This window comes from Streptomyces griseorubiginosus, assembly GCF_017614965.1.
In the GTDB taxonomy this organism is placed as follows: domain Bacteria; phylum Actinomycetota; class Actinomycetes; order Streptomycetales; family Streptomycetaceae; genus Streptomyces; species Streptomyces griseorubiginosus_B.
Genome location: NZ_WVUG01000214.1, coordinates 1 through 15,035 on the forward strand (window position 1 = coordinate 1; position 15,035 = coordinate 15,035).

Below are 15,035 nucleotides of genomic sequence, written 5' to 3' on the forward strand. Positions count from 1 at the left end.
GTGCATGCCCCCACCCCCGACGGCGCCCGCCACCTTCAGGAGGGGCCCGATGCTCCCAGCGGTCATGCCTGACGAGGCGGCGGTGCCCGCCCACGGCGCGTTCCGCCCGGTCGTGCCGGTCGCCGTGCGCTGGACCTTGCCCGTCAACGGGGACCTGCCCCGGGCGGTCGATGCGTGCGTGGCCGGTGCTTACACCGCCTGGGGCGCAGCGGAGCACCAGGCCGATCTGCTCGCCGACCTCGCCGCCGACTTCGTCACCGACGTCCTGGGGGCCGCGGCCAGCCCCCACGTCGCGGTCACTGCGATGCTGCACGGCGGGCGCGCCACGCTCAGCGTGGCCCCCGCAACGGTCCCCGAACCACCCGTCGCCGTCCCCCTGCCCCGGGCGGCGGCCACCACCATGGCGTCGTCCTGGGGCCACCTGCCCCTGGCGCACGGCCTGTGCGTCTACGCCACCGTCAACCTCACCGTCCACCACCGCCGGCGGCCACGATGACCGGCGGAACCCGGCGGCACGAGACCCGCCACTACCCGGCGAACGATCCCGCCACGCCCGAACGCGCCGCCCACGATGCGGGAGTGGTGCTGGGAAGCTGGCAGCTGGCCGCACCGGTCGTGAAGACTCTCGTGGCACGGGCACACACGCTCGTCGCGGAGGCGATCGCGGCACACGGCGCGGAACGCATCGCCGTCACGGTCGTCCGCGACGAAGACCTGGCCGCGGTGCACGTGCTGTCCGTCGTGTGTCTGCAGCAGCACCCGGACGATCTGATCGACCCCGCGACCGCGAACGTCCTGAAAGAGGCGGCCGAGCGCTGGGGTGCCGCTACCCAGCAGCCTTGTCTGTGTACGGCGTTCGCCCTGCTGGGCGATGACTGGAAGAGCCGGCGGCTGTTCATCGCTCCCCGGCCCAGCCCCTAGACCCGCAGGTCCGCGCGCCCCCCGTCGCGGATCTGCGGTGTGCCCCGCCCGGCCTTTCCGCGCCGGGCGGGGCACTGCCCGCCGGTAGGCCGGTGCACCGACACGCCGCCCGCCGCCCCAGGCGAAAGCCCGGGGCGGCGGATTCGTTTCCTTCTGCGTCTGATGGCGCCAGGTCCGGCCTGGATGTCGTCGGCTTGATGCGCCGGCCTGGCGGGTCGGGGTTGTGGCCTGCCTGGGAGTGAGCGACGACGTGGAAGAGTTTGCCTCCGGCTGGTGTCTGCGGGCCTGTGATCATAGGTCGGTCCACGGGCGAGGTTCGCCCCCGGCCAGCGGCGTCCACACCGGCCCGGACGGACCGTGTTTCTCGATGTCCTCGAGGACGGCGGCGCCCAGGTGGACCTCGGGGGCGACGGCTGCAACGAGCGGGTGCTGGCCGGCCATCGCCTGCAGATCGCTGATGCGGTCGCCGAGTCTGGCCCGGGAGGCGCCGGTGAGCACGAACAGCACGCGGGGGAAGACCGGGTACCAGCGCAGCCACGCCGGACCGGTGGAGGTCGCTCTGCGCCGTCCGACGGGCTGGGCTTCGTAGTGGAACAGCCTGGCGTACTCGATCAGCTTCACAGCGAGGCGCTCGCTGCTCATGGTGGTGCGGTCGACCTCCACGAACGCGCGCAGCTTCCGCCGGTGGTGGCCGTCGACGACGGTGTAGTGCAGGACGGCGTCGGCCACAAGCCGTTCCCCCTCACCGAGAGGGTGAGATACCTCCGGGGTCCAGTCCCAGGGGCCGTGCTCGTCCCCGAGCCGGCGGGCGTCTGCCGCAAAGGCCACATGGGCGCGCACGACGGTGAGCGTGTGCGGCGTCCGCAGCGAGGCGGCCGTTGCGGAGGTGATCGGATACGGGGGCCGGCCCCGCAGCACGGGGAAGTCCCGCGTCAGGCGGGCACCCTCGCCCGTGAGGTACCAGGCGCGGGTGCGGTTGGACTGTGGCAGCACCGTGTAGTCGACAAGGCCCTTGCGCCGCAGCTTGTTCAGGGGGGCGGAGACGGTCTGGCGCGCAACGGTCGGCCGCAGCAGATCGTGGAGTTGGCTGGTGGTGGCCATGCGGTGCTGGGCCAGCGCGGCCAGGAGCTGATGAGGCAGCGGCTCGGCGGGCCCGGGAGTGAACGACGCAGCGGTCTCGGCAGCGGCAGTGGTCACGGGTGTCCCTCTCCCCGGGGCAGAACGGGCTGTTGCTGGCCTTGAGGAAACCCCTCGCCCCCGACCTGATGGCCGACCACAGCCCCCCGACCACGGTCACGGTGGGGCCACAAGGCCGGTGGCAGGGCCTATGGTCGGGCAGACCACGCCGTGGACGCTGCGCGCCCTGACGGAATTCGAATCGGTCTGGAGCGGAGAGACTGCAGCGGTCGAGGACGATCGACGACTTCTTGGGAGTCGCCGGGAGAACCGTCAGGGTTGCTTCGGTCAGTCCGTGGCCTGGTCCTGCGGTGTCGCTGTTACTTGGAAGCCATGGAGTTCAACGTCCCAGATGTCCACCACCGGTTCGGGGGTGTCGTCCTCGGTGGAGAAGCCTTCGACGTAGAAGCCGAAGAATTCCAGCAGCGCTCGCTCGCCCAGCTCGAGCGGATGGAAGGGCAGTGGATACGGCTCGTTGTCCTCGAAGGCCGGAAAGGGCTCCACGGGGTGTCGGCCCTGCCAGTACGGCAGCTCGAACGGGAACCGTTCGCCGATGTCCTCGATGATGCCGCCGTCCGGGGCCAGGCTTAATGAGCGGACGAGCGTGCCGTCGTCCCATACAGCGAATGCCAGCCAGTCGACGACGCTGTGCATCGCGTGGAGATAGAGGCGTCGGCCCCGGCTGGCAGCGACGAGGTGGTCGGGAAGCTGAGAGGGCCGATTGAGCATGACCTGCTGGTCGCAGACCAGGTCGAGGCCTGGTGCTGACAGCGCGCAGACGGTTCCCTCCGGTGGATAGAGGGCGTCCACGAGTTCCCATGCCTCTTCGTCCGTGGTGATGCATTGGCCTGGGCGAACCCGGGCAACGAGTGCCGAAGCCAAGTCGATCCGGCTTGCCGGCGCATCGTGGAGCACGTCGGCAACCGCACCGTCTGCGTAGGCCAATACCGCGGTCTTCGCTCCCTCCCAGTCCGTCCGTGGAGTCCTGCCGGGAGGCTACCGATCAGGTCTGACATGCAGAGGAGAACACCGAGCTACCCGCCAGCCGGCCTCACGAGTTCCCATTCCAAGACCTCGTGGCCGGCGGGGCGCGGCCGGCAGCGCACCGCCGCCTACGCCGAGGACCGCTGCCGCAGCACGTTCACTCTGGAACGGGGCGAAAAGGCTCACCGGATTGAGTACTGACGGACGGCCGGAGGGTGCGATGGCCGGCCCGGGATCCGGGGATCCCGGTGGGAGGTTGACAGCCTCCCCCGGCCACCGGCCGACACACCCGGCCCGCCGGGGTCACACGAAGGAAACCCACAGCCGGGTGCCGTACAGCGTCAGGATAGCGGCCGAGTGGCGCCACCTGCGCTGTTGTGGGTCAGTCCGTCTGCATGGCGGCGCGGGCCTCATCGATCGTCTTCTTCCACGCGAGGGTGCTGCCGTGGCCGGGATGGGACTCGGCCAGGGCTTCGATGGTGACCGCGCCCGGGTCTGCGGCCGCGCGCAGGGCATGCAGGGCGGCCTCCATGCGGCGCTGGGCGAGTTCGGAACTGGTGGGGGCCTGCTGGCGGGCACGGGCGAGAGTGACGATGCGCCGGCGTTTGTAGCGGTTGCTGGTCAGGCCCCTGTCGCTGCGCAGGATGTCGTCCGGCCTGGCGAGCTCGGGCAGGACGCCGCGGGCGATGGCCCGGTTGAGCTCCAGGTGGCTGCTGTAGCCGAGCATCGGCGCGGCCTGCTTGGTGTCGAGCAGTTCCTCAGGGTCTCCGTCCTTGGCCGGAGCGGCCGCCTGCGTGCGGGACTTGCTCTGGGTGTTGCCCGGGCCGGGACGCTGGTCGATCCAGTCCGCGACGGTACCCAGGTACCAGGAGCGGCGAAGACGGCCGCCGTCGGTGGTCTCCTCGACATCGGGCTGGGGGAAATAGCCGGGCCGGTCCTGCAGCCAGCCCAGCAGGGTCACCGTCCGCTTGTGGCCGAGAACCTTGGCCACCTCTGACGTCGACATCAGCCGGTCACGGGGGCCGGTGAGCAGGCTGTGGCGGACGGAGGACTGTGACGTCTTCGCCGCGCGGTAGGCCGACAGGAAGGTGCCGATCGTGCCACGCTTCCACCGGCGTCGCCGACCTTCGATCTCGTCAGGCTCCGGGCAACCGGTCGTGGCGCGGTCCCGGTACAGCTCGCTCAGGCGCGAAGGGCTGAGCCCGAACTCGTCGTGGATCTGCTTGGCGTCCAGGAGCTCGTTCTCGTCGGTGCCGGTCATCGTCTTCCTCCAGGAAGGCGTGGTGAGGGGCGAAGGGCCACATGAGGTGCACTGCGCGCACGGCGGGAAGGAGGCCGCCGCCGGCAGCGTGGGTGTGCGCCTGGCGGGTACCGTCGGCCCTCATGGTGGTGGCCTCCTTTCGCTGCACGATCTCGGCGGGCCGCTGTGGATGTACCGGCCGGTAAAATTTCGATACTAGATATATCATGCTGTGTTTGGCAAGCTGCGGATCTGGGATTTCCTCCCTCCGGGAGGGCGGAACTGGGGTGTACATGCCGCCCTGCACTGCCGGACACCTGCGACTGCGAACTGCGGGACATCGTTCAGCAGGAATCGCCCGCCTCGGAATGCGTAACTCCGGGGCCCGGGCCCCGTACAAGCGGTGAGCGGCGGATACCCTGCCTGCGTCCCGCCGTAGAGGGTGTTCGGGACCGCCGTGCCTCCCGATGAGGCCCGGCTTTACCACGACGGGGCGGGGGCAGCGTGAGCCAGTGCACGACTATCACGACCAAAGGCACCCGCTGCACCATGCCATTGATGGTCTGGTACGGCCTCGGCCCGCACCCCGGGATCTGTACGCGGCACGCCACCGCCGAGCAGAAAGCGGCCTCAACAGCGGCGCTGGATGTTCCCGTCGACATCGCGACCGCGGACCCCGCCACGGTGTTCCCCGGGGTGTCCATCACGCCTCAGCGGCTCATCTACGAAGGCCACGGCTACGGCTGGGTGGCCAAGATCCGCGGTACGAACAAGCAGTACGTGTACGCGCGAACGTTCCTCAATCGCACCGGGCCGCCCTACGGATGGCTGCTGCCCGGGACCGGCCTGTACGAGTGCCGGGAGATCGGCCCGCTCGGGAAGTTCTCGTGCTTCTTCGAGGTCAAGGGCGCGTTCCGCCGCAAGGTGCGGCTCGTGAGCCTGGAGGAGGCCGCGCGGATGGCGTCCCGGATGGGGCCGCGGCCCTCCGAGTGACGGCAGACCAGCCGCGGCCTTACGGGACCGGCAGCGACGTGCAGGTAGGATCCTCGATACACTTCTGCCCGGCCTGAATGTTCTCCCTGTTTCGCTTCTGCAAGCCGTCGAACTGGGTTTCCGCCTGTGTGCGTGAATATCCGGGACGGTAGCCGGGGTGCCGCAGCAGCAGGGACAGTTGTGGGGCAGGACCACCCAACTTGTGGACACAAAACCTGGTTCCGCCGCTCGGAGTCGCAAACCGCTCTGCGGGTCCGGCGAGTGGACTTGCACCCTACGTACCCGAGGCTAGCGGCACCGGGCGCCAGCCCCGGGGGCTACTGGCGGGTGCCCCGAGCGATCCGGTCGTTGCCCGCGAGACGGCACAGGGCGCGCTGCATGATGAGCAGACGCCGCTCGTCGAGCGACTCGACAGCCGTCAGCGGAATGTGGCCGATGCCGACCATGGACAGCACCAGGCCGAGGAAGGCGCGCTGCACCTCGTCGAGGTTGAGCGTGTAGAGGCGCCCCATCAGCCCCTCCCAGCGGGCCGTCATCCGGCCATCCTCCTTGACCACGAGCGCTAGACGCACGCCCTGGTGTGCGAGGAGCGTTTCCTCCTCGGCGAGGGCCTGCGCCGCGGTCCGGTCCCGGCCGAGCTTGGCGGACTGCACCAGCAGCTCGCCGAGCGTTGGCACATCCACTTCTTCGTCGGCCGCCCTGGCGGTTGCCGTCATTGTGCTGCCTTCGCATGGTGTCGGTGTCCGCCAGGGCCGAACGCGGCGACGAGCACAGCAAGCTCGGTGAGCCGGCCGGAGCCGTCAGGGCGGCACAGCCACATCCGGGACTCGAGGTGCCAGCCCGTTGGCGGGCAGTGCAGCGGCCAGCCCTTCACGTGCACCGTCACCTGCCGCCAGTCGGCCAGCTCGTCAGCAGCGTTGAGCGGGACGAGCCACCACGCCTTGTCCACCTCTGTGTCGGCGAGCACGGGGCCGCGGTACCCCTCACGGATGCGGTTCAGGGCCTTCATCGTGGTGAGGAGGGCGGTCTCTGCGGCAAGCCACCGCACGCCGGACGCGATCGGGGCGAGGGCGTCCTTGTTCCAGGCCGCGCGGATGAGGGTCGGATGCGCGGAGCAGTCGGCGAGCCACGCGTCCCCGGCTTCGTACACGGCGGCGAACCGCATCGGTTGTGCCATGACCAGGACCGTAGGGCGGCCGATTGCTGGGCTGCGCGCCGATTGCGCGGGATTGCGTGAGCGGGTCTGCGGCTTGCTGCCGGTTGCCTAAGCGAGGTCCAAAGACGCCCGTGCACGGCCGATCAGCCGCCGCGCCGCAGGCCCGTACTCGGCGGACTCGGCGAGCCAATCCCACGCCCGCTCGTACAGCTCAATGTCTTCGTCCCCGGTGAGCCACAGCTCCTCGCTGATCGTCTCGACGATGACGAGGCGGCGGTCGTAGATCCAGAAGGCGTGCGGTGCCGTACGGCGCAGTTGCGCACCGAAAGGGAGGATGCCGAGTTCGATGCGCCGCTGCCCGACAAGGTTGTACAGCCGGTCGAGTTGCTCGGCCATCACGTCGACGGGGCACGAGCGGTGGTACAAGGCGGCCTCGCAGACCAGGAACCGGAACGTCTTGGCCGGGTCGTACAGCGCCTCTTGGCGGCGCATCCGCTTCTCGACGGCCGCCTCCGTCGTCGGCGGGATGCCGCGGAACTCGGCGTTGGTGTCGAAGACGGCCCGCGCGTACTCCGGCGTCTGGAACAGCCCTGGCACCCGGGAGACCTCGAGACCACGGATCTCCTTTGTGGCCTCGGTCTGCCGGACGGCGAGTTCCTGACGGCCACCATGCCCGCCGGCGAGCTGGCGCCGCCACGATCGGTGTCGCTGCTTCATGTCCAGCGTGGCAAGCAGACCGTGCAGTTCGGCCTCGACGTCGGGCCGGTTGACCGCGCGTGCCCATGCGGTGAGGTCGTCGCGGGTCGGGGTCTGCTTGCCGTTCTGAAGACGGCTCACCTTGGACGTCTGCCAGCCGAGTGCGGCCGCGATGTCCTTGCCTTCCAGGCCGGTCTCGGCGCGCAGCTCGCGCAGCCGTGCGCCGAGGGCCTCGCGGGCGGTCTGGAAGTCGGTGGTCACACAGTGGAACGTACCCGCTGAGCAAACTCTGCTGTAGACACGGCGTGGTGCCAGGCGGCGTCACGGGCCTGGCAGGCGGCGAGGACCTCGGCGGGATCCTCGGTGACGTACACGCCGAGGGTGGTGTCGTCCTCGTCGAACGCGAACCGGGCCATGATGCGGGAGTCGAAGAGCCAGAAGTCGAAGTCCGGCAGGCGCAGCCGCTCGGCCTCGCCACGGGTCAGGTTACGGATGTCCTCGCCCGCGGCCACGTTGCCCGGGGCGCTCGCCAACAGGAACTCCTGTCCCTGTGTAGGCGGGACATCGACCAGGCGCACCCGCTCGAACCGCTTACCGGCAGCGGTCTGCTCGGCGACGTTCTCCCGCCAGGCGTTGGCGGGCTCGTCGAGGATGTCCTCCCCGGCCTGCCAGCGCGCCCACTTGGGACTGTTGCGGTCGGAAGCGTAGCCGCGGCGCGTCTCCAACCGCCAGGCGGTGTGCCGGAACTCGCGGAAGAGGTGGGAGATCGACGTGAACGGCTGCAGCTCCGGGGCCTCGGCGCGCGGGGCGTAGCGGGTCAGGAGGCTGCGGGGAACGCGTACGAACGTCTCCGAGGGCTTGACGTCACGGAGTTGGGCAACGTGTTCGGGGTTGGTCTCGCGGTCGCCCTGGACGAGGACCTCGTCCGTCTCCGGGATCTCGTACAGCGTAGGGCAGTCGCCGTCGTCGCTGGTGGTGCCGATGAACCTGAGCGTCATCTCGCCCTCCATCCGCGGGTTGGAGGTCCAGCATGCGCGGGATTGCCTGCGCCACGCCCGGCGATTGCTGCAGATTGCTCGCGTACAGGAGGGCGCTGTGATTGCGCGCAAGCAGGGGAAGGGAGCCCGCGCATGACGACGGCCCCGGCCGGAACGAGCGGGCCGCAGCGCATCACCGCTCACGGCGACGGAGCGATGCTCGCCTCCAACTCCTTCTCCACCCTGTCGATGGCCGCCCGCAACTCGTCGTCGAACAGGCCCCCGCAGGCTGTACCCGGCTGTCGCGTCGATCGAAGACGAGTCATTCTGGACCTCCATGGCGATCCACGTCCGGCACTCAGGCGAGACGCTCGGCGATGCTGACGGCGTGGCCAGCGCGGACTTCAAGCCATCCTCGAAGGCCTTCCCCAGGTCCGTCTTTGCCTGGTCGCTGTCCGAGTACTCGCTGATCACCTGCCCCGTGATCTGCTGCAGGGTCTTCGCGTCCAGACCTACGCGCCGTGTCCTGACCGGTGAGGGGTGCGTCAGGTCACGGGAGGACCGTAGGTGCGGAATCCTCCGTGGCTGGCGGCGTGCTTGAGGTAGTCGATCCATCCGGGCCACCAGTCGGCGTCGTCGATGACGTCCGAAAGGAGCGCTGGGTCTGTTGCTCTGCTGGTCTCGTACGCCGAGAGAGCTGCGTGGATCTCGCCGGGGGTGACGGTCCAGCCCTCGTCGCCGCCGAGTTTGTGGGCCGCGATGCCCTCGGGCTGCGGGGGTGCCCAGGACAGCCGTTCCTCAAGCGCCTTGTCGTGCCGCTGGACCTGCATGGGAGCTGCCTCTGCTGCCGGGGCGAGAGCGGTCCTCCCGGAGGTGGTCCCGTACCTCTCGGGCGCGGGGCGGTCTGGTGGTTGCGCGGCGACCAGCATGCCGAAGTGGTCCATGATGGCCCGGCATTCACTCATCGCCCAGGTCGTCAGGTAGAAGTGGGTGGTGCGGACCGCCTCCATGGCGTCGTAGGCCTTGGTGACTTCCGCCTGGGCGGCCTGGTGCTCCGGGTGGTCGTACGGGAGGCCGAGACGGTCGCGGTGTTCCACGGCCGCGTCGAACGCCCTGCCGGCCGCTTCGTACGCTGCGTCCTCGCCCTCCGGGGAGCGTACGAGGTACATGTCGTAGCCCATGCCTGGGACTTCCCTTCGTGCGGGGTTCGGTGCTCGACGGAACGCCACTTCGGTAAATTCGATACTAGATTAACTAAGGTTGTGGGGCGGACATTCCCCGGACGCCGCCAGCGAGCAGTTCAGAGGGCGGGGGTGCCGTCACCGACTCTTTTGCACGTCTTCGATCTCGGCCTCGCGCTGTGCGTCGGCGACGGTGTATCCGGTTGTGCACCATGGGTGGCGGAAATGGCCGGGCGGCGCGCTGCAGGTCTCGCACGTGTCGTCGAGGTCCTCGGGACGCCACGGACGCAGAGAGCCTGTTCATGCCGGATGGTTCCCGCTGGGCTCGGCCAAGGGGGTATCACCTGCGGAGTGCTGCCGGGCGAGGGAGCCATGGGTTCGCCGGCGCGGCTGCTGCTGGGCGCGCAGGGACGCGATCTCGCTGCGCAGTCGACCGATGCGATCACGTTCCTCGTGGGCCGCGCGCTCGGCGCATGCGGGCAGGTAGTCGGCGCGGCGCGCGAGTGACCCTGGATAGTCCATCAGCACCAGAGCCAGGGCAGGGTGCGGCCGGGCGGTGAGCCAGCGTGCGGCTGTCCACCAGCTGGAGACGGCGGTGTGGGCGTCGCGGCGGTGGGCCTGGGCCTTGCGCTCGAAGCATGCCGCCTCCGCCTCGCCCTTGCGCATCGACCAGGTGAGGAAGCGCAGCAGGCCGGGCGTCTCACGCTCGCGGGAGGCGTCCAGCAGGCGGTGAAGGCCGGGGCGGTGAGCGACGTCCTCGGCGCAGGCACGCATGACCAGGGCGAGGGTCTCGCCCGTAGTGAGGGAAGGGGCGTTCCCGGCCGTCGACTCCACGGGAGTCAGCGTGACGTGCTGATAGGGGTAATGGGCGTCTGTCCACCGCACCAGGCCGCCGGTGTAGCCGGTCGCGCTGCCGCGCCTGCGCGGCAGCGACTCGGCCGGCGCGGTTGCTTCCATGGCGTTGACCGACCCGAGACTCACGCGCAGCGCGGTGAACTGGTCCCAGTGACGCGGATGATGGGTGCCGGTCACGTGCACGCAGCCGCGCAGGGCGCCCCCCAGGGCGTACACGACGGAGTCTTTGCCCCGTGACTGGGCGGTGGCGCGCACCGTGCCGGACGGTGTGTCGATGGTGAGGATGTCGGCGGTCACGATCACAACTCCCGTCGGTCGAGGGGACATGGGGCGGTGGGCGGATCCGCCGCCCGCGCATGGTGCGGGCGGCGGACCGTCGGCCAGTGACGAGCTGGCCGTAATGGCCGCGCCCGCTTGTCAAAGCGGGAACGGTGTCGGGGAGGCCGGCGGTGTGGGTCTCCGCGGGCTGCGGTGACCGATGAGGCCCGGTGGCCGGAAGCGAGTCGGTGCGCTGTGGCGCGGGTCGCATGTCCGGCCACCGGGGGCTTGGGCAGTCCGCATGCGGCGGTCTCAACGGGGCTGAGAAGGTCTGCGGAGGGTGCAGGTTGCGGGCGGTGGCCGCCGTGAGGCGCCCGCCCTTGACCGGGTTGCGTAGTGCTGGTGGGACTCGAACCCACGACCTCGACGGCTTATAAGACCGGCGCTCTACCAACTGAGCTACAGCACCTCGGCGGTGAGTTGTGCGGGCCGCGCCCCGTTAGGGCAGTGGGGGCGGGCGCGGCCCTTCGGGCGGCGGGGTGGCGTGAGAGGGAAAGCCCTGGCCGCTGGTCAGCTGAACAGGATTCGCCGCATCGTCTCGTCGATCAGTGCTGCGGCCTCGTCGTCGGGCATGTCGTCGAGCCCGGCGAGCGCCTCGAAGTCGATTTCGACGTCCAGGTCCGCGAGCCGCTTCTCAGCGACGACGAACTGGATCACTTCCTGGGCGCTGGCGCGTTCGCTGCTCCGCGGCGTGGTGTTGGGGGCGGTCGGCTGGGAGAAGTTGGTCTTGTCGTGGTCGGCGGTCATGTTTCCTCCGTCGTGGGGCGGTGGGGCGAGCAGTGGGTGGACCCGACCGGATTCGAACCGGCGACACCATGCGCTTTTAAGGCGCTCGCTCTGCCGCTGAGCTACGGGCCCTTGGGACGGGCCGCCGCCCCGGACGGGCAGCGGGGCGGCGGCCCTGGGAGCGGCCGGGTGTGGGGGAGGACACCGGGCCGCTGGACTGGGTGCTACGCCGCGGCGGCTGACGGAACCCGGAAAGCCGTCTGATAGGTGACGGAAGGCGTCATCGGACCAAGGGCCTCGTGGAAGGCGTGGCGGAGCTGTTCTGCCGTGAGCGGCCGGAGCGTATGACTGTCGACCACCCAGCCGCGCACGGTCTCCTCACCTGTCGGCGATGTCGTGCCGAGCACAACGCTGCCCTTGTCGACGATGAAGGCGAGGGCCACGACTTCGGCCACTGCGGCCGCATCGGCAAAGACGCCGCTCCACAGAGCGTCAGTCCCTTCTCCGATGACGTCGAACCAGGCGTAGGCAGTGACGGGCTCGGCGTTGCTCGGACGGACAACTGTGGTGAGCAGGTGCCGTCCAGGACCTGCCGTCTGCATCAGATCGGTGACGGTGTCCACGGCGTGCGCGGTGACCGGCGCCAGGCGGTCCCGAGCCTGGCTGGAGGAAAGGTTTTCGGCGCCCATCAGGCGTTTCCCCTCGTGTTGTTTCGGCGACGGTCGAGGGCGTCACCCCTCAACCTCTAAATTCGATACTAGATAATAAATGCTTGCGCGTCAAGCCCTGACGGTTCCCGGGCCGGGCAGCCTGTGAGCGATACCTGAGCGCCGCTCACAGGCTGCCGTGCCGGCGGGAGCGGGAGGCCGCCTCGCTCCCGCCGGGGCTTGCTGACGGCTACGCCGCGGCGGCTATCGCCATGCCGGAAAGAGCCTGCGTCTCCAACTTGTAGGCAGCGTCCCCGTCGTTGAGGGTCTGCGCAGTAGCGGTGATGGCCTGCATGATCCCGCCGGCCGTGATCTGGCCACCCTTGATGAAGTGGCTGAACACGGAATCGCGCACACTGTCGGAGAACCGCAACTGCTTTGCCACGAGCTCCACCGTCTCGGCCGGGCTGGCGATCTCGCGGCCCGCCTCCCGCTGGATGTCCACCAGCTTCCGCTCGACGTAGTCGCGGTTCATGAACGTTGCGACGGCGTCACGCGTCTGAGCGGTGATCAGTGCGAGATTCTTCTCCTGGGTGTCCTTCGAGAACTCGACGATCCCCTCGGTCATCCGCGCACCGAGGTGCACCTTGCCGAACGCGTCCTTCGTGATCGTCATGCCGTTACCGCACACCTGCGCGACGATGCGAGGTGTGATCGCGTACCTGCCGCTGCCCACCTCACTGTTGGTGAGAACGAATCCGGCCGAGACAAGGGGCAACTGATCACCCGTCTGCCCGGTGAACGGCGACCGATACCCCCGCAGCAGCTCGGGAGCAAGCGCCGCGACGTGCTCGGACTCCACCCGCACGATCATGCGCCGCTCCGTGAGGTCCGCACCCGTGATCTTCACCGGATGCCCCGATTCCCGGATGCCCGACAAGACGGCGGTGAGCATGTCCAGATGGTCAATGATCTTGTAGCCGTCTGAAAGCCACGCACGCAGTACGCCCGGCTCACCCTTGAAGGCGCGAAGCAGGAAACGCCGGGCGGGATCCTTCCGCAGCCACCCATTGACGTTGAGGTCGTACAGGTCGACCGCTTCGGCACGCATACGCCGCAGGTAGGCGGCAGGGATCCGCAGCTTCTCGGCGATCCCTTCGTCGGCTACGGAAGTGGGACGGTAGGCGCCATCGGCGCGTGTCACGCCGCTGGGCGTCAGTACCGGATCCACACCGGTCACGGTCAGGCTGCCGCCAACCGCGGTGATGGCAGAGGCAGGTGCCACCATGTCGACCTTGGCGTCCTGATCCTGCTCCAGGACCCGCGTCAGGTCCTCAAAGGATGCGTTGCGCGTGCCCTTCGCCGCCGCGTGCGCGGCGATCTGGTTGGTCTCGTGAGCCACGAGGGCTCCCTTCATGTTGTTTCGGCGTTCCATCGACGTCACTCGATGTACTTCGATACTAGATAAAAATTGTCGGGAAGGCAAGCCCCGCAAATCCGCTTGCAGCTGGGGGCGGTGGGCGCTCGGGGTGGCCACCGCGCCGATCAGCCGCCGAAGTGATGGGCGTACGGACGCCCTGGGGGAGAAGGCGACTCGTGCTCACCCAAGGGCCAGAGCCTCGGCCTCGGGTCGCCGGGGCCGGCGCGGGCGCCGACGACCTCGCCGGCACGGACGCGGTCTGGTGCCGGGTGGCCACATGTGGCCACCCGGCACTCCCGAGGCGAACGCGAACGCTCGCCTCGTGAGTGGCTATTTACTCTCGAAGAACCGGGCCACCGCCTTGGCGATGTTCTCGCTCCGACCCCGGGCGCGGCCCTTGCTGTACGCGTAACAAGCCACTACGGCGACGAGCAGGATGATGACGTTCAGGCTCATGCTTTCCTCACTGACCGGGTGCAGACCCCCGTAGGGGAGAATCGGGCCCTTGCGGTTTGGCCTCCCGGACGGGGGCGCAGATGAGATGCAGCCCCCGTCCGGGAGTGACTGTCACGAGATCCCGTAGAGCAGATCCCCGGAGACGTCACCCCACCGCTTCATGCCGTCTACGCGGTGCGGGTGGAAAGGGGCCCAATACGTCGGCGGAACTCGGAGGAATTCACGGGCCTCATGGAGCTCAATCTCCATTATCTTGCCGAGAATCCGGCGATACAGTTCCACATCATCGCAGTCCGCGACCACAATGGAGAATTCGGCGTACGTGGTGATTTTCTCCGGATAGCCTTCCGGCGCCAAATTACGTTCCGACCTGTACGCAGGGAAGGTGAACCTGACTTTCACCGTTCCCTCGAACCGGTGGGTGTGGTCGTCGGCGTGAATCGTCCAACCCGGCTTGTAGATCAGCTGATTGATCAGCTGCACTGCGGACGCTGCCTCCATTACGGGGCTTCCCTTCGTGTTTGGCGTGGCCGCTCCGGCGTCACCCGGAGCAACTTGCTAATTCGATACTAGATAAAGTGACCCATGATCACAACCCCTGCGAACACACGAAAAACGTAACCTGATCGAGCGTCATCCTGCGACAACCCACGCATCAAACGGCACGCCTACTACTGCACTTCCTCACGCGCCAACTACTGCTGAACGTATCCCACATCTCGACCATTACCCCTGCTCAACCCATACGCCGGCATATAGTCGGCCGCTGACATCCCCTCAGCTGCCGCTACTCCCTGCCCAATTGAAGAAGAGAAGAAAGGGGTGGGGCGGGCAAGGCGGCGCGGCGGCCTCGTGGATCGAGGCTGGGCTTTCCTGTCGCGCGTCGGCGGCGGCCTACGCGCTCGGGCGCTGGCGCGCCCCGAACTGCAAGGCGGTCATCGACGCTGGCCCCGAGCTCTGGCGACGACTTGCCCGATAGGCCAGGGGCAGCGAGTACCGTTTCAAACGAACTACAGTTAAATAGCGAGAATTGACCAGACATCATACTTTCCATGAAAAGCATGATTAGGGGAGGCGGAAAGTGAAAGAAAGCCAATTTCTGCTCAAGAATCCCGGCAGTCCTGTGCGGCCCACGTCCCGTAGGTGCGCTTTTGGGAATTCGCGGAGCGAATTCCTGGCTGAATTGCGGAGCAATTCAGCTGACCGGCACGGAGTGACGGTCCATCAACTTCCTTGCGAAGCAAGGGAGTTGTCCGTCGCGTAGCGACGGCGCGTCGTGTCTGCGGAGC

At 68.5% G+C, this 15,035-nt stretch carries 18 protein-coding genes and 2 tRNA genes; 3 read left to right on the plus strand and 17 right to left on the minus strand.

The window, feature by feature from the left end:
* Window positions 1-49: 49 nt before the first annotated feature.
* Window positions 50-496, plus strand: a complete 447-nt coding sequence (locus GRC12_RS30735) for a hypothetical protein (protein ID WP_208782813.1) — start codon at window positions 50-52, stop codon at window positions 494-496.
* Window positions 493-921: a hypothetical protein gene (locus GRC12_RS30740; protein ID WP_208782814.1), complete on the plus strand. Its 429-nt coding sequence runs from the start codon at window positions 493-495 to the stop codon at window positions 919-921. Before GRC12_RS30735 ends, GRC12_RS30740 begins: the two co-directional genes overlap by 4 nt.
* Window positions 922-1,212: 291 nt before the next feature.
* Here the strand turns inward: GRC12_RS30740 and GRC12_RS30745 are convergent, their stop codons facing one another.
* The 3 genes from GRC12_RS30745 to GRC12_RS30755 all read right to left on the minus strand — a co-directional run bounded on the left by GRC12_RS30745 (window position 1,213) and on the right by GRC12_RS30755 (window position 4,342).
* The gene (locus GRC12_RS30745; protein WP_208782815.1) at window positions 1,213-2,118 is read right to left on the minus strand and encodes a replication-relaxation family protein; all 906 of its coding nucleotides are present in this window, start codon (window positions 2,116-2,118) and stop codon (window positions 1,213-1,215) included.
* Window positions 2,119-2,385: 267 nt separating this feature from the next.
* Entirely contained in the window at window positions 2,386-3,042 is a 657-nt protein-coding gene (locus GRC12_RS30750) for a DUF6928 family protein (RefSeq protein WP_244374006.1), read from the minus strand.
* A gap of 421 nt (window positions 3,043-3,463) precedes the next feature.
* Window positions 3,464-4,342 (minus strand): hypothetical protein, encoded by an 879-nt coding sequence (locus GRC12_RS30755; RefSeq protein ID WP_208782816.1) that lies wholly within the window; start codon window positions 4,340-4,342, stop codon window positions 3,464-3,466.
* A gap of 537 nt (window positions 4,343-4,879) precedes the next feature.
* Between GRC12_RS30755 and GRC12_RS30760 the strand changes: the two genes are divergently transcribed.
* Window positions 4,880-5,314, plus strand: a complete 435-nt coding sequence (locus tag GRC12_RS30760; RefSeq protein WP_208782817.1) for a hypothetical protein — start codon at window positions 4,880-4,882, stop codon at window positions 5,312-5,314.
* 317 nt (window positions 5,315-5,631) lie between these two features.
* Here GRC12_RS30760 and GRC12_RS30765 read toward each other — a convergent pair whose 3' ends face one another.
* From GRC12_RS30765 to GRC12_RS30820, 14 genes are all read right to left on the minus strand, one after another.
* Complete coding sequence (locus GRC12_RS30765; protein ID WP_208782818.1) at window positions 5,632-5,991, minus strand: hypothetical protein; 360 nt, start codon at window positions 5,989-5,991, stop codon at window positions 5,632-5,634.
* Between the two features lie 35 nt (window positions 5,992-6,026).
* The gene (locus GRC12_RS30770) at window positions 6,027-6,491 is read right to left on the minus strand and encodes a hypothetical protein (RefSeq protein WP_208782819.1); all 465 of its coding nucleotides are present in this window, start codon (window positions 6,489-6,491) and stop codon (window positions 6,027-6,029) included.
* Between the two features lie 87 nt (window positions 6,492-6,578).
* On the minus strand, window positions 6,579-7,427 hold the full coding sequence (locus GRC12_RS30775; protein ID WP_208782820.1) for a helix-turn-helix domain-containing protein: 849 nt from the start codon (window positions 7,425-7,427) through the stop codon (window positions 6,579-6,581).
* On the minus strand, window positions 7,424-8,164 hold the full coding sequence (locus tag GRC12_RS30780) for a DUF6879 family protein (RefSeq protein ID WP_208782821.1): 741 nt from the start codon (window positions 8,162-8,164) through the stop codon (window positions 7,424-7,426). The genes GRC12_RS30775 and GRC12_RS30780 overlap by 4 nt, the downstream gene beginning before the upstream one ends.
* Window positions 8,165-8,343: 179 nt before the next feature.
* Window positions 8,344-8,469, minus strand: coding sequence for a hypothetical protein (locus GRC12_RS46500; RefSeq protein WP_280117538.1), 126 nt, complete (start codon window positions 8,467-8,469; stop codon window positions 8,344-8,346).
* Window positions 8,470-8,688: 219 nt separating this feature from the next.
* Window positions 8,689-9,324 (minus strand): hypothetical protein, encoded by a 636-nt coding sequence (locus GRC12_RS30785; RefSeq protein ID WP_208782822.1) that lies wholly within the window; start codon window positions 9,322-9,324, stop codon window positions 8,689-8,691.
* 300 nt (window positions 9,325-9,624) lie between these two features.
* Window positions 9,625-10,476: a hypothetical protein gene (locus tag GRC12_RS30790; protein ID WP_208782823.1), complete on the minus strand. Its 852-nt coding sequence runs from the start codon at window positions 10,474-10,476 to the stop codon at window positions 9,625-9,627.
* Between the two features lie 355 nt (window positions 10,477-10,831).
* Window positions 10,832-10,906: transfer RNA gene (locus GRC12_RS30795), tRNA-Ile, on the minus strand.
* Between the two features lie 101 nt (window positions 10,907-11,007).
* Complete coding sequence (locus GRC12_RS30800; RefSeq protein ID WP_208782824.1) at window positions 11,008-11,244, minus strand: hypothetical protein; 237 nt, start codon at window positions 11,242-11,244, stop codon at window positions 11,008-11,010.
* A 37-nt stretch (window positions 11,245-11,281) separates the two neighbouring features.
* A tRNA-Leu gene (locus GRC12_RS30805) sits at window positions 11,282-11,355 on the minus strand.
* A gap of 92 nt (window positions 11,356-11,447) precedes the next feature.
* The gene (locus tag GRC12_RS30810; RefSeq protein WP_208782825.1) at window positions 11,448-11,912 is read right to left on the minus strand and encodes a hypothetical protein; all 465 of its coding nucleotides are present in this window, start codon (window positions 11,910-11,912) and stop codon (window positions 11,448-11,450) included.
* Window positions 11,913-12,120: 208 nt separating this feature from the next.
* On the minus strand, window positions 12,121-13,272 hold the full coding sequence (locus GRC12_RS30815) for a DUF932 domain-containing protein (RefSeq protein WP_244374007.1): 1,152 nt from the start codon (window positions 13,270-13,272) through the stop codon (window positions 12,121-12,123).
* Window positions 13,273-13,620: 348 nt separating this feature from the next.
* Entirely contained in the window at window positions 13,621-13,746 is a 126-nt protein-coding gene (locus tag GRC12_RS46505; protein WP_280117539.1) for a hypothetical protein, read from the minus strand.
* 111 nt (window positions 13,747-13,857) lie between these two features.
* On the minus strand, window positions 13,858-14,229 hold the full coding sequence (locus GRC12_RS30820) for a hypothetical protein (protein WP_208782826.1): 372 nt from the start codon (window positions 14,227-14,229) through the stop codon (window positions 13,858-13,860).
* Window positions 14,230-15,035: the final 806 nt, after the last annotated feature.

Bases quoted from the DNA above. Each gene is read 5' to 3' on its own strand.
- GRC12_RS30755 (WP_208782816.1), bottom strand. From the start codon at position 4,342: ATGACCGGCACCGACGAGAACGAGCTCCTGGACGCCAAGCAGATCCAC.
- GRC12_RS30760 (WP_208782817.1), top strand. From the start codon at position 4,880: ATGGTCTGGTACGGCCTCGGCCCGCACCCCGGGATCTGTACGCGGCAC.
- GRC12_RS30780 (WP_208782821.1), bottom strand. From the start codon at position 8,164: ATGACGCTCAGGTTCATCGGCACCACCAGCGACGACGGCGACTGCCCT.
- GRC12_RS30735 (WP_208782813.1), top strand. From the start codon at position 50: ATGCTCCCAGCGGTCATGCCTGACGAGGCGGCGGTGCCCGCCCACGGC.
- GRC12_RS46500 (WP_280117538.1), bottom strand. From the start codon at position 8,469: ATGACTCGTCTTCGATCGACGCGACAGCCGGGTACAGCCTGCGGGGGC.
- GRC12_RS30740 (WP_208782814.1), top strand. From the start codon at position 493: ATGACCGGCGGAACCCGGCGGCACGAGACCCGCCACTACCCGGCGAAC.
- GRC12_RS30810 (WP_208782825.1), bottom strand. From the start codon at position 11,912: ATGGGCGCCGAAAACCTTTCCTCCAGCCAGGCTCGGGACCGCCTGGCG.
- GRC12_RS30785 (WP_208782822.1), bottom strand. From the start codon at position 9,324: ATGGGCTACGACATGTACCTCGTACGCTCCCCGGAGGGCGAGGACGCA.
- GRC12_RS46505 (WP_280117539.1), bottom strand. From the start codon at position 13,746: ATGAGCCTGAACGTCATCATCCTGCTCGTCGCCGTAGTGGCTTGTTAC.
- GRC12_RS30800 (WP_208782824.1), bottom strand. From the start codon at position 11,244: ATGACCGCCGACCACGACAAGACCAACTTCTCCCAGCCGACCGCCCCC.
- GRC12_RS30770 (WP_208782819.1), bottom strand. From the start codon at position 6,491: ATGGCACAACCGATGCGGTTCGCCGCCGTGTACGAAGCCGGGGACGCG.